This is a genomic window from Mesorhizobium sp. M1027 (assembly GCF_040318745.1).
In the GTDB taxonomy this organism is placed as follows: Bacteria; Pseudomonadota; Alphaproteobacteria; order Rhizobiales; family Rhizobiaceae; genus Mesorhizobium.
Genome location: NZ_JAMYMW010000002.1, coordinates 204,190 through 217,261 on the forward strand (window position 1 = coordinate 204,190; position 13,072 = coordinate 217,261).

Annotated in this window: 12 protein-coding genes; 7 read left to right on the forward strand and 5 right to left on the reverse strand. The window is 63.1% G+C overall.

The window, feature by feature from the left end:
• Positions 1-5: 5 nt before the first annotated feature.
• The 4 genes from mtaB to NKH50_RS05540 form a co-directional block, all read right to left on the reverse strand.
• Positions 6-1,307 (reverse strand): tRNA (N(6)-L-threonylcarbamoyladenosine(37)-C(2))-methylthiotransferase MtaB, encoded by a 1,302-nt coding sequence (gene mtaB / locus NKH50_RS05525; protein WP_352877195.1) that lies wholly within the window; start codon positions 1,305-1,307, stop codon positions 6-8.
• Entirely contained in the window at positions 1,307-2,191 is an 885-nt protein-coding gene (gene dapF / locus NKH50_RS05530; RefSeq protein ID WP_352877198.1) for a diaminopimelate epimerase, read from the reverse strand. The genes mtaB and dapF overlap by 1 nt, the downstream gene beginning before the upstream one ends.
• A gap of 74 nt (positions 2,192-2,265) precedes the next feature.
• Positions 2,266-2,427 (reverse strand): DUF1328 family protein, encoded by a 162-nt coding sequence (locus NKH50_RS05535; RefSeq protein ID WP_031195454.1) that lies wholly within the window; start codon positions 2,425-2,427, stop codon positions 2,266-2,268.
• Between the two features lie 71 nt (positions 2,428-2,498).
• A complete protein-coding gene (locus tag NKH50_RS05540; RefSeq protein ID WP_352691078.1) occupies positions 2,499-3,509 on the reverse strand; it encodes an MBL fold metallo-hydrolase in 1,011 nt (336 codons plus the stop codon).
• 313 nt (positions 3,510-3,822) lie between these two features.
• Between NKH50_RS05540 and NKH50_RS05545 the strand changes: the two genes are divergently transcribed.
• Both NKH50_RS05545 and zapE read left to right on the forward strand, forming a co-directional pair.
• On the forward strand, positions 3,823-4,362 hold the full coding sequence (locus NKH50_RS05545) for a protease inhibitor Inh/omp19 family protein (protein ID WP_352479663.1): 540 nt from the start codon (positions 3,823-3,825) through the stop codon (positions 4,360-4,362).
• A 144-nt stretch (positions 4,363-4,506) separates the two neighbouring features.
• Positions 4,507-5,715 (forward strand): cell division protein ZapE, encoded by a 1,209-nt coding sequence (zapE, locus tag NKH50_RS05550; protein WP_352877202.1) that lies wholly within the window; start codon positions 4,507-4,509, stop codon positions 5,713-5,715.
• 27 nt (positions 5,716-5,742) lie between these two features.
• On the opposite strand, the gene NKH50_RS05555 is transcribed toward zapE, so the two are convergent.
• Positions 5,743-6,171, reverse strand: a complete 429-nt coding sequence (locus NKH50_RS05555) for a GNAT family N-acetyltransferase (RefSeq protein ID WP_352877204.1) — start codon at positions 6,169-6,171, stop codon at positions 5,743-5,745.
• A gap of 232 nt (positions 6,172-6,403) precedes the next feature.
• On the opposite strand from NKH50_RS05555, the gene mdh reads away from it, so the two are divergent.
• From mdh to NKH50_RS05580, 5 genes are all read left to right on the forward strand, one after another.
• The gene (gene mdh / locus NKH50_RS05560) at positions 6,404-7,372 is read left to right on the forward strand and encodes a malate dehydrogenase (RefSeq protein ID WP_254817849.1); all 969 of its coding nucleotides are present in this window, start codon (positions 6,404-6,406) and stop codon (positions 7,370-7,372) included.
• 41 nt (positions 7,373-7,413) lie between these two features.
• Positions 7,414-8,607, forward strand: coding sequence for an ADP-forming succinate--CoA ligase subunit beta (gene sucC, locus NKH50_RS05565; RefSeq protein WP_352877206.1), 1,194 nt, complete (start codon positions 7,414-7,416; stop codon positions 8,605-8,607).
• A gap of 4 nt (positions 8,608-8,611) precedes the next feature.
• A complete protein-coding gene (locus NKH50_RS05570) occupies positions 8,612-8,983 on the forward strand; it encodes a cupin domain-containing protein (protein WP_352877208.1) in 372 nt (123 codons plus the stop codon).
• A gap of 49 nt (positions 8,984-9,032) precedes the next feature.
• A complete protein-coding gene (sucD, locus tag NKH50_RS05575) occupies positions 9,033-9,935 on the forward strand; it encodes a succinate--CoA ligase subunit alpha (protein ID WP_352877210.1) in 903 nt (300 codons plus the stop codon).
• Between the two features lie 131 nt (positions 9,936-10,066).
• Positions 10,067-13,054 carry a 2-oxoglutarate dehydrogenase E1 component gene (locus NKH50_RS05580; protein ID WP_352877213.1) on the forward strand — a complete coding sequence of 996 codons (2,988 nt, stop codon included), beginning with the start codon at positions 10,067-10,069 and terminating at the stop codon, positions 13,052-13,054.
• The last annotated feature ends 18 nt before the right edge of the window (positions 13,055-13,072 follow it).

A 13,072-nucleotide genomic window follows, 5' to 3' on the forward strand; every position in this document is an offset into this window, starting at 1 on the left:
CGCTCTCAGACGCCGCGGGCGGCAAGCGGCGCGGCGATCAGTCTGATACCGTCATGGCCGGCGATATCAGCCTCGACGATGTCGCCAGGCGCGCCCGCCGACAACACTGCCAGCGTAAACCCCTCGGTGCGGCCAAGACCGTCACGCTCGACCAGGATCGACTGATGCGTTCCGGCGAGCGAGGCAAGATGGCGGCGATAGGCGGCCTCGCCGGCGGCGCGCAGGCGCGCCGCGCGTTGCTTGACGACGTCGCGGCGCAGCTGCGGCATGCGCGCGGCGGGCGTGCCTTCGCGCGGCGAAAACGGGAAGACATGAAGATGCGTCAGGCCGCATTCCTCGACGATCTCCAGCGAGTTTTCGAACATTGCGTCCGTCTCGGTCGGGAAGCCGGCGATGATGTCTGCGCCGAAAACGATACCGGGGCGTAGTTTGCGCACATCCTCGCAAAAGCGGATCGACTGGTCGCGGCTGTGCCGGCGCTTCATCCGCTTCAGGATCATGTCGGCACCCGATTGCAACGACAGATGCAGATGCGGCATCAGCCTGGGCTCGGTGGCGATGGCATCCAGCAGATCGTCGTCGGCCTCGATCGAGTCGATGGAGGAAAGCCGCAGGCGCTTCATGTCGGGCACCTGCTTCAGGATGGTCTTGACCAATTTGCCAAGCTTCGGCGCGCCCGGCAGGTCGGCGCCGAAACTGGTCATGTCGACGCCGGTCAGCACGATCTCGGCATAACCATTGCCGACGAGTCGCTTGACCTGCTCGACCACGGCGCCCATCGGCACCGAACGCGAATTGCCGCGACCGTAGGGAATGATGCAGAAGGTGCAGCGGTGGTCGCAGCCGTTCTGCACCTGGACAAAAGCGCGTGCCCGGCCCTCGATGGCGTCGACCATGTGGGCGGCCGTCTCGCGCACCGAAAAAATATCGTTGACGCGCGCCTTTTCGGTGTCGTTGACGCCGAAATCCGGCAGCGCGCGATAGGAATGCGCCTTCAGCTTTTCCTCATTGCCGAGGACGAGGTCGACCTCGTCCATGGCGACGAAATCCTGCGGGCCGGTCTGCGCGGCGCAGCCGGTGACGATGATGCGGGCGGCCGGGTTCTCACGGCGGGCTTTTCTGATCGACTGCTTGGCCTGGCGTACAGCCTCGCCGGTGACGGCGCAGGTGTTGAAGATGATGGCGCCGCCTTCGAGGCCGCCGAGGCCCGCACTTTCGGCTTCACGCCGCATCACCTCGGATTCAGAGGTGTTCAGCCGGCAACCGAAGGTGACGACCTCGATACCCTTGTTGCCAAGAGGAGCCATCAGGCGGCGCTTTCGGTGTCGCGCGCCCACGCCCCGGTCGCCGGATCGAAGCTGCCGGAAAATTCCCATTCGGCGGCACCGGTGAGGATGACGTGGTCGTCGTCGCGCCACAGAACATGCAGCGAGCCGCCGCCGGGCGTCATCAGCGTGACGCTGCGGCCGGTGCGCCGGGTGCGGGCCGCGGCGACCACGGCGGCGCAAGCGGCCGAGCCGCAGGCCCTGGTCAGGCCGGCGCCGCGCTCCCAGGTGCGGATGATCATGGTCTCCGGCGAAGTCACCTGCGCGATGGTGATGTTGGCGCGCTCGGGGAAGATCGGGTGGTTTTCGAGCAGCGGGCCGAAGCGCTCGAGCTCGTAGGACCAGACGTCGCGGTCGACCCAGAAGATAGCGTGCGGATTGCCCATGGAGACGACCGACGGCGAATGCAGCACCGGGGCATCGATCGGGCCGATCTGCAGCTCGATCATGCGGGTGTCGCGGAATTCCTCGGCCAGCGGGATGTCCTGCCAGCCAAAGCGCGGCCTGCCCATGTCGACCGAGATCATTCCGTCGGCATGTTCCTCGGCGTTTAGGATGCCGGCGACTGTTTCAAAGGCAAATGTCTTCTGGCCGGTCTCGGCGGCGAGCGCCTGGACGACACAGCGCATGCCGTTGCCGCAAGCTTGCGCGCTGGTTCCGTCGGAATTCAAGATATCGATGAAAAAGGCGGTGCCCGGCGTCCTGGCGTCGTGGATCGCCATGATCTGGTCGAACCGGGTCGACGTGTCGGCATTGAGCGCGACGGCTGCCGCAGACGTCACGCGATCGGTGCGGCCACGCATATCGGCAACGATGATTTCGTTGCCGATGCCGTTCATCTTGGCGAAAGGGGCCGCGCTTGCCATCGATCGAAAGGTCTCTTGCCGGTTTGGCGCCTATATGGCGGATAGCGGCAGAAATTACCAGCGCGGCGTGATTTTCACGTCACCGCGAAGACGCCAAGCACGATCAGCAGGAAGATGATCAGCACGATGCCGATGAGGATGCGCGCGCCGGTGGCGGCGGCTCCGGCCAGTGCCGGCATGCCGAGCAGGCTCGCCGCGGCCGCGATAATCAAAAGAATGATAATCCACCTGATCATAAGAGGCACCTCGCAACCGACAGGTTTGAACAACCTACAAACGTCTATGTGATGCCTCAGGTTCCGCCGCGCTAAACCTCCGGTACGTCCCAGACTTCGCCCGGCCGCAAGGCGCGAAAACGTTGCCGCGGCAGGCCGGCAGCATCGAGCGCTTCGCCGAGCTTTCTGGGCGGCTCCTCGATCGGCTCGTTGGTGAGCCGGAACGTGCCCCAGTGACAGCCGGCGGCATAGGCGGCGTTGCACAAAAGCATGCCTTGCACCGCCTCTTCCGGATCCTGGTGATGAGGCGCCATGAACCAGCGCGGCTCGTAGGCGCCGATCGGCAGGATGGCGAGGCGGAAGCCACCGTGCTTTTGCGCCATCAGCCGGTAATTGATGCCGCCATGGAAGCCGGTGTCGCCGGCGAAATAGATCTTTGCGTCGGGTGTCTCGACGACGAAACCCGCCCACAGCGCCATGCGCCGGTCGCGAGTACCGCGGGCCGACCAGTGATGCACCGGCTCGACATGGACGGCGACGCCATCGCCGATATCGACTCGGTCGCCCCAGTCATGCGCGGAAAGCCGCATACCGGGCACGGCGGCGCCGATGATTGTGTCATTGCCAAGCGGCGTCAGCAGCAGCGGGTCGTGTTTTGCCTTCAGGCGCTTCAGCGTGGCGAGGTCGAGATGGTCGTAATGGTTGTGGCTGACCAGCACGAGGTCGATCGGCGGCAAATGCGAAAAGGCGATGCCCGGCGGATTGACGCGTTTCGGCCCGGCGAAGGAGAGCGGCGAGACACGCCGCGACCAGACCGGATCGGTCAGGATGTTCAGGCCTGCTGTCTGGACGAGCAGCGAGGAATGACCGACCATGGTGAGGCGCAGCGCAGAACCATCGATGCGCTCGACCGGTCTTGCCGGCGGAAACGGGCTCGGATCCGCCGTCGGCCATTTCGAGCGCTCGCGGCTCAGTTGCCACTTCAACAGATCGGCAAAGCGACCCGGCGGCCGTCCGCCGGGATTGAAGAACAAGGTGCCGTCGAAATGATCGCTGGGCGGCCCGCTGTAATAGCGGTTGGCGGCTCTCTTTCTCGCGGCCAAGAAATCGGCTCCCTGCAGTTTGCTGATCGCCAAGAGATAATGCCGGAGCCGGCCCGCACAAGCATTGAGGTGAACGCCAAGGAAACGCCAAGGATTTGACGCCAGCGCGCCGTATCGCATCAACCGGAGAGGCCGGCCAAAGGCCAAGGCGCGACGCAATTCAGGCAATGTGCATTTTGCGACAAATTTGCAACATTAGCGGCGCAAACCGTATTTTAACCATATCGGGTTGAAATTTCGCCACCTTCTCCATCTTGGTGAGGGGGACATTGCGCGGACGGCTTCCCCAGCTCGATCCGACGGAGGTTGAAGAATGAAATTTTCGAAAACCGGCCTGCTGGCCGTATCGCTGGCCGCGCTCGTTGCGAGCGGCTGTTCGACCTCGCGGTTCTCATCGATGGACGAGCAGCAGCCGGCGCCGCTGGAAGCTGCGCCCGCCGGCAAGGTGACTGCAAACCAGCTGCCGCCACCGGCGACACCCGGCGCCGCCGACCCGTCGAAATTTCCGACTGCGCCGCAGAACACGCAGGTCGCCTCGCTGCCGCCCGACGGGACGGCGCCGGCCGGTGCGGCCGACCTGACCGCCTCAAGCGTCGCTGGTGTGTGGAAAGCAAGCGTGTCCGGCCAGAGCTGTCAGGTGGCGACGCCGCAGACCAAATTCGGGTCGGGCTACCGCGCCGGACCGCTGCATTGCCCGGCGCCGATCGACGGCATCAAATCCTGGAACGTCGCCGGCAAGCAACTGACGCTCTATGACGAGAATGGCGGCACGCTGGCACGGCTTTATTCCTCGGGCGGCGAGAAATTCGACGGCCAGACTTCCAACGGCCTGCCGATCTCGCTTACAAGGTAAGAGAACGGCCCCCATTGGTACGCAATTCCGGGCAGAAAACCGCTACACCCTTTTCCTGGAATTGCTCTCTTTTGTTTTTTACGCAATTCCGGACAGAAAACCGCAACACACTTTTCTTGGAATTGCGCCGGAACGACGTGACCGATGCATCTGCGTGACGGCCTCCAGACCCATGCGACCGTCAAGCAGCGCTATGACCATCTGGTCGAGACGGGCGCCATCGGGCGCGATCCGGCGCAGGAGCGGATCGCCGCTGCGCTCGACCGACTGATCGACGAGATATCGGCAAAGCGGCTGGCGCATAAATCAAGCGCGCTGGGGTGGTTGTTCGCCCGCAAGCGCGAGGGGCACGAGGCGGTCAAGGGCCTTTATATCCATGGCGGCGTCGGCCGCGGCAAGACCATGCTCATGGACATGTTCTTCGAGCTGCTGCCGGTGCGGCGCAAGCGCCGCGTGCATTTCAACGATTTCATGGCCGACGTGCAGGACCGCATCCAGAAGCACCGGCAGGCGCGTAAAGAGGGTACGGTCAAGGAGGACGACCCGATCCCGCCGGTGGCGCGCGCGCTTGCCGAGGAAGCCTGGGTGCTGTGCTTCGACGAGTTTTCGGTCACCGATATCGCCGATGCGATGATCCTGTCCAGGTTGTTTTCGGCGTTGTTTGCCAATGGCGTGGTGCTGGTCGCCACCTCCAATGTCGCGCCGCAGGATCTCTACCGCGACGGCCTGAACCGTCAGTTGTTTTTGCCGTTTGTCGCTATCCTGGAGCGCCACGCGCACGTGCTGGCGCTGGACGCCGACAAGGATTACCGCCTGGACAAGCTCAGCCGCATCCCGGTCTACATCACCCCGGCCGATGCCGCCGCCGACCATGCGCTCGACGAGCTGTGGGCGGTGATGACGCATGGCAGGCCGACGGCCGAGACGATGCTGACGGTTAAGGGCCGACACGTCGTGGTGCCGCGTACTGCCGGCGAGGCGGCGCGGTTTTCCTTTGCCGATCTCTGCGAGAGGCCGCTCGGGGCCCGCGACTATCTTGCCATTGCCCGCCGTTTCTCGACCATCGTCATCGACCGGGTGCCGGTGCTCGGCGAAGGCAAGCGCAACGAAGCCAAGCGCTTCATCCTGCTGGTCGATACGCTCTACGATCATCATGTACGGCTGGTGATGAGCGCCGCGGCACCGCCGGCGCAGCTCTATACGGCCAAGCGTGGCAACGAAGTCTTCGAGTTCGAGCGCACCGCATCGCGGCTGATCGAGATGCAGAGCCACGACTGGCTGGAGAACTGGGCGGAGAGGCAGAGGGCGCAGGGATCATTGACCGAGGCACGGCAGGCCAGGCGTGAGGGATAGTACAGAAGAGGCCGCTGCTGCCGGCGCCTACAACCGATAAACATACATGACGAACCCCTCCGCCGGCCCATGCAGCTCTTTTCGCGACTCGTAAAGTGCGCGAGCAGCAACATTGTCCGGCTCGGTGCCGACCCACGCCTCCTCACAGCCATGCTCGCAACCGAGTGCGAACATGGCGCCGAGCATCCTCGTCGCAATGCCCTGGCGTTGAAAGGCCGGCGCCACGCCGACCTCGTCTATGTAGAGTTCGCTCACCTTGTCCGGGTGGCGGTGGATGACGGCTGCGCATTGGCCAACGACGATGCCGTCGGCGAGGGCCACGACCATGAAATGACCGGGCTCCGCAAGATAGGCGGAGAGCCGATCCGGCCTGACCGGCTCGTCGAAGACTTCGTCGGCAACCCGCATCACAAGGGCGTCATCGCCAGGAAACAGCCTTCTGATTTCCAGTGCCATTGTGTAGAATTCCTCTAGTCGGCTTCAGAATTTTGACGTTTACGTAAATCCCATTGTTTCTAACCGATTGAAATTATTCACTGCAAAATAATCGTTTGAATTATTGTGCGGCCGGGGCTATTGCGTGCGGCGAATTTCGCGGTTCCGCAGCATTCCGGCCTCTTCCTCCGACGCCGTCATCAAATCGTCAAGGATTTGGGCGCCGTCATAGTCAAAGGGAAAACATCCTGACATGGCACGCAACAAGATAGCGCTCATCGGCTCAGGCATGATCGGCGGCACCCTCGCCCACATGGTCGGCCTCAAGGATCTCGGCGACGTCGTGCTGTTCGATATCGCCGAAGGCATCCCGCAAGGCAAGGGGCTGGACATCGCGCAGTCGTCGCCGGTTGATGGGTTCGACTCCAGGCTGACCGGCGTCAACGACTATGCCGGAATCGAGGGCGCCGACGTCTGCATCGTCACCGCCGGCGTGCCGCGCAAGCCCGGCATGAGCCGCGACGATCTTCTGGGCATCAATCTGAAGGTGATGGAGCAGGTTGGCGCCGGCCTCAAGAAATACGCGCCGAAAGCCTTCGTCATCTGCATCACCAATCCGCTCGACGCCATGGTCTGGGCGCTGCAGAAGTTTTCCGGCCTGCCCAAGAGCCATGTCGTCGGCATGGCCGGCGTGCTCGACAGTTCGCGCTTCCGTTATTTCCTGGCCGAAGAATTCAAGGTCTCGGTCGAGGACGTCACCGCCTTCGTGCTCGGCGGCCATGGCGATTCCATGGTGCCGATGATCCGCTATTCGACGGTTGCCGGCATCCCGTTGCCCGACCTCATCAAGATGGGCTGGACCTCGAAGGAGCGGCTCGACCAGATCGTGCAGCGCACCCGCGACGGCGGCGCCGAGATCGTCGGCCTGCTCAAGACCGGCTCTGCCTTTTATGCGCCGGCCGCCTCGGCCATCGCCATGGCCGAAGCCTATCTCAAGGACAAGAAGCGGGTGCTGCCCTGTGCGGCGTACCTCTCCGGCCAATATGGCGTCAAGAACACCTATGTCGGCGTTCCCGTGGTGATCGGCGCCGGCGGCGTCGAGCGGATCATCGAGATCGAGCTCACAAGGAACGAGCAGAAGATGTTCGACAATTCGGTCGCGGCGGTGCAGGGCCTGTGCGACGCCTGCGTCAAGATCGCTCCACATCTCGCGGCCAAGTAAGCCGGTAACCAAGCCCGCCAAGCAAGCTGGAGACATAGCGCATGAACATCCATGAATATCAGGGCAAGGCGCTGCTGAAAGGCTTTGGCGCACCCGTGGCCGAGGGCGTGCCGGTGTTCAAGGCGAGCGAGGCGGAAGCTGCCGCCAAGGCGCTGCCCGGCCCACTCTATGTGGTCAAGAGCCAGATCCATGCCGGCGGCCGCGGCAAAGGCAAGTTCAAGGAGCTCGGGCCCGATGCCAAGGGCGGCGTCAGGCTGGCGAAGTCGGTGGCCGAGGTCGTCGCCAACGCCAAGGAGATGCTCGGCCATACGCTGGTCACCAAGCAGACCGGCCCGGCCGGCAAGCAGGTCAACCGGCTCTATATCGAGGACGGCGCCGACATCGAGCGCGAACTCTATCTGTCGATCCTGGTCGACCGCTCGGTCGGGCGCGTCGCCTTCGTCGTCTCGACCGAGGGCGGCATGGACATCGAGGCGGTCGCCCACGACACGCCGGAAAAGATCATTACCGTCGCCATCGACCCCGAAAAGGGCGTGACGGCCGACGATATGAAGAAGCTCAACGCCGCACTGAGGCTCGACGGCGACGCCGCCAAGGACGGCTCCACGCTGTTTCCGATCCTCTACAAGGCGTTTGTCGAGAAGGACATGAGCCTGCTCGAGGTCAACCCGCTGATCGTCATGAAGAGCGGCCGGCTGCGCGTGCTCGACGCAAAAGTGTCGTTCGACAACAATGCGCTGTTCCGTCACCCGGACGTGCTCGAATTGCGCGACACCACCGAAGAGGACGAGAAGGAGATCGAGGCGTCGAAATACGACCTCGCCTATGTCGCGCTCGACGGCAATATCGGCTGCATGGTCAACGGCGCCGGCCTTGCCATGGCGACGATGGACATCATCAAGCTCTACGGCGCCGAGCCCGCCAACTTCCTCGATGTCGGCGGCGGCGCGTCGAAAGAAAAGGTGACGGCGGCGTTCAAGATCATCACCAAGGATCCGGCGGTCAAAGGCATCCTGATCAACATCTTCGGCGGCATCATGAAGTGCGACATTATCGCCGAGGGCGTCATCGCCGCAGTCAAGGAGGTCGGCCTGCAAGTGCCGCTGGTGGTGCGGCTGGAAGGCACCAATGCCGAGCTCGGCAAGAAGATCATCAACGACAGCGGACTGAACGTGGTGTCGGCCGATGACCTCGATGACGCAGCCAAGAAGATTGTCGCGGCGGTGAAGGGCTGAGTCTGTGCCTCCGCATAAGATAAACCTCGTCGAAGCGGCCGATGCGAAGATCAAGAAGGCGTTCGATCCGCATATTGCCGGCGACGTGAATGACAGCCAGGTCAAGATCGCCAAGTTCGGCGAGGCCTTCGACTGGCACGCACATGACAATGAGGACGAGGCGTTCCTGGTGCTGCGCGGCCGCATCGCCATCGATTTCCGCGACGGCACGGTGGAACTTGGCAGCGGCGAGTTCATCGTCGTGCCGCGCGCCGTCGAGCACCGGCCGCGCTCGCTGAGCGAGGAACCTGTCGTGCTGATGTTCGAGCCGGCGACGACGCTCAACACTGGCAACGCCAAAAGCGACCTCACCGTCGCCGACCTGAAGCGGTTGTGACCATGAGCGTGCGGCCTTCCCCGATCAACGGTTTTTAAAAAGGACCACCATGTCCATTCTCGTCGACAAGAACACCAAGGTGCTAGTGCAGGGCCTGACCGGCAAGACCGGCACGTTCCACACCGAACAGGCGCTCGCCTATCACGGCACAAAGATGGTCGGCGGCATCCACCCCAAGAAGGGCGGCGAGACCTGGACCGGCGCCAAGGGCGAGACGCTGCCGATCTTCTCCACCGTTGCCGAAGGCAAGGCGAAGACCGGCGCCAATGCCTCCGTCGTCTACGTGCCGCCGGCGGGTGCTGCCGAAGCGATCCTGGAAGCGATCGAGGCCGAGATCCCGCTGATCGTCTGCATCACCGAAGGCATACCGGTGATGGACATGATCAAGGTCAAGGCAAGGCTCGACCGCTCGACATCGCGGCTGATCGGGCCGAACTGCCCCGGCGTGCTGACCCCCGACGAATGCAAGATCGGCATCATGCCCGGCAACATCTTCCGCAAGGGCTCGGTCGGCGTTGTTTCGCGCTCGGGAACGCTTACCTATGAGGCGGTGTTCCAGACCACCAATGTCGGTCTCGGCCAGACCACCGCCGTCGGCATCGGCGGCGACCCGGTCAAAGGCACGGAGTTCATAGACGTGCTGGAGATGTTCCTCGCCGACGACGAGACCAAGTCGATCATCATGATCGGTGAGATCGGCGGTTCGGCCGAGGAAGACGCCGCGCAGTTCCTCAAGGACGAGGCAAGGCGCGGCCGCAGCAAGCCGATGGCCGGCTTTATCGCCGGGCGCACAGCGCCGGCCGGCCGCACCATGGGTCATGCGGGCGCCGTCATCTCCGGTGGCAAGGGCGGTGCGGAAGACAAGATCGCGGCGATGGAATCGGCCGGCATCAAGGTTTCGCCATCGCCGGCCCGGCTGGGCACGACGCTGGTCGAGGCGATCAAAGGTTAGTGAGTAGCGAGTAGTGAATAGCGAATAGGTAAGAACAGAGTAACGGCGCGAACCAGGGAAAATCCCTACTCGCTATTCGCTACTCTCTATTCGCTCTGAAAAGGAGACGGAGCGCGGCTCCGCGGACAAAAATGGCAAGACAAGATCAGGCCAACGACCAGTTTTCGCTTACCTCTTTCCTCTATGGCGGCAATGCCGATTATATCGACGCGCTCTATGCCGCCTACGAGGACGATCCCGCTTCGGTCGATCCCGAATGGCAGGACTTCTTCGCGGCGCTGAAGGATGACGCCGGCGACGTGCGCAGGAACGCCAAGGGCGCGTCTTGGGCCAAGCCCTCCTGGCCGATGCAGGCCAATGGCGAGCTGGTCTCGGCGCTGGACGGCAATTGGGGCCTGGTCGAAAAGCACATCGAAAAGAAGGTCAAGGACAGGGCAGCCGGCAACGGCGCAGCGCTTTCCGACGCCGACGTGCATCAGGCGACGCGCGATTCCGTCCGCGCCATCATGATGATCCGCGCCTTCCGCATGCGCGGCCACCTGCACGCCAATCTCGATCCGCTTGGCATTGCCAAGCCGCTGGAGGATTATAACGAGCTGTCGCCGGAGAATTACGGCTTCACCGAAGCCGACTACGACCGGCCGATCTTCCTCGACAATGTGCTCGGGCTGGAATTCGGCACCATCCGACAGATGCTCGATATCCTGACCCGGACCTATTGCTCGACGCTCGGCGTCGAATTCATGCATATTTCCGATCCCGAGGAGAAGGCCTGGATCCAGGCGCGCATCGAGGGTACCGACAAGGAGATCTCCTTCACCGCAGCCGGCAAGAAGGCGATCCTGCAGAAGCTTGTTGAGGCGGAAGGCTTCGAGCAATTCATCGACGTCAAGTACAAGGGTACCAAGCGCTTCGGCCTTGATGGCGGCGAGTCGCTGATCCCGGCGCTGGAGCAGATCATCAAGCGCGGCGGCCAGCTCGGCATGAAGGAGATCGTGCTCGGCATGGCGCATCGCGGCCGGCTGAACGTGCTGTCACAGGTGATGGCCAAGCCGCACCGCGCCATTTTCCACGAGTTCAAGGGCGGCTCGGCCGCGCCCGACGAGGTCGAAGGCTCGGGCGACGTGAAGTACCATCTCGGTGCTTCGTCGGATCGCGAGTTCGACGGCAACAAGGTGCATCTGTCGCTGACCGCCAATCCTTCGCATCTGGAAATCGTCGATCCGGTGGTGATGGGCAAGGCGCGCGCCAAACAGGACTATTTGTTCGGCCGCAGCCGCGAGGAGATCGTGCCGCTGGAGGAGCGTGCCAAGGTGCTGCCGTTGCTGCTGCACGGCGACGCCGCCTTTGCCGGCCAGGGCGTGATTGCCGAAATCCTCGGCCTGTCCGGCCTGCGCGGCCACCGCGTCGCCGGCACGCTGCATTTCATCATCAACAACCAGATCGGCTTCACCACCAACCCGCGCTTTTCGCGTTCGTCGCCCTATCCGTCCGACGTGGCCAAGATGATCGAGGCGCCGATCTTCCACGTCAACGGCGACGATCCGGAAGCCGTGGTCCATGCCACCAAGGTGGCGATCGAATTCCGCATGAAGTTCCACAAGCCTGTCGTGGTGGACATGTTCTGCTACCGCCGCTTCGGCCACAATGAGGGCGACGAGCCCGCCTTCACCCAGCCGATCATGTATCGCAAGATCCGCAACCAGAAGACGACGGTGCAGATCTATGCCAACCGGCTGATTTCCGAAGGCCACATCACGCAGGCCGAGTTCGAAAAGATGAAGGCCGATTGGCGGGCGCATCTCGAGCAGGAATTCGAGGTCGGCCAGCATTACAAGCCGAACAAGGCCGACTGGCTGGACGGCGCGTGGTCCGGCTTGCGCTCGGCCGACAACCAGGACGAACAGCGGCGCGGCAAGACCGCCGTGCCGGTCAAGACGCTGAAGGAAATCGGCAAGAAACTGACCGAGGTGCCGAAGGATTTCGAGGCGCACAAGACGATCATCCGCTTCCTCGACAATCGCCGCCAGGCGATCGAGTCCGGCGAAGGCATCGACTGGTCGACGGCCGAGGCGCTGGCCTTCGGCGCCATCCTGCTCGACGGCAATCCGATCCGGCTGTCCGGACAGGATTCGGAGCGCGGCACCTTCTCGCAGCGCCATTCAGTGCTCTACGACCAGCGCGACGAGACACGCTATATCCCGCTCAACAATCTGTCGGCGGCGCAGGCCGGCTTCGAGGTCATCAACTCGATGTTGTCGGAAGAGGCCGTGCTCGGCTTCGAATATGGCTACTCGCTGGCCGAGCCGAAGGCGCTGACGCTGTGGGAAGCGCAGTTCGGCGACTTCGCCAACGGCGCCCAGGTGGTGTTCGACCAGTTCATCTCGTCGGGCGAGCGCAAATGGCTCAGAATGTCGGGCCTCGTCTGCCTGCTGCCGCATGGCTATGAAGGCCAGGGGCCCGAGCATTCGTCGGCCCGGCTCGAGCGCTTCCTGCAGCTTTGCGCCGAAGACAACATGCAGGTCGCCAACGTCACGACCCCGGCCAATTACTTCCACATCTTGCGCCGGCAATTGAAGCGGGACTTCCGTAAGCCGCTGATCCTGATGACGCCGAAGTCGCTGCTGCGCCACAAGCGGGCTGTGTCGACCCTGCCGGAAATGTCGGGCGAAAGCGCCTTTCACCGGCTGTTGTGGGACGACGCGCAGCTGCTGTCAGGCCAGGCCATCAAGCTCACCAAGGATTCGAAAATCCGCCGTGTCGTGCTCTGTTCGGGCAAGGTCTATTACGACCTCTACGAAGAGCGCGAGAAGCGCGGCATCAACGACATCTATTTGCTGCGCGTCGAGCAGCTCTATCCGTTCCCGGCCAAGGCGCTGATCACCGAACTGTCGCGCTTCCGTAATGCCGAGATGGTGTGGTGCCAGGAGGAGCCCAAGAACATGGGCGCCTGGTCGTTCATCGACCCGTATCTCGAATGGGTGCTGGCACATATCGACGCCAAGCATCAGCGGGTGCGCTATACCGGCCGGCCGGCCCCCGCCTCGCCGGCGACCGGATTGATGTCGAAGCATCTCGCCCAGCTTGCCGCCTTGCTCGACGACGCGCTTGGTGAATAGAACAGAACCGAAAGAAAC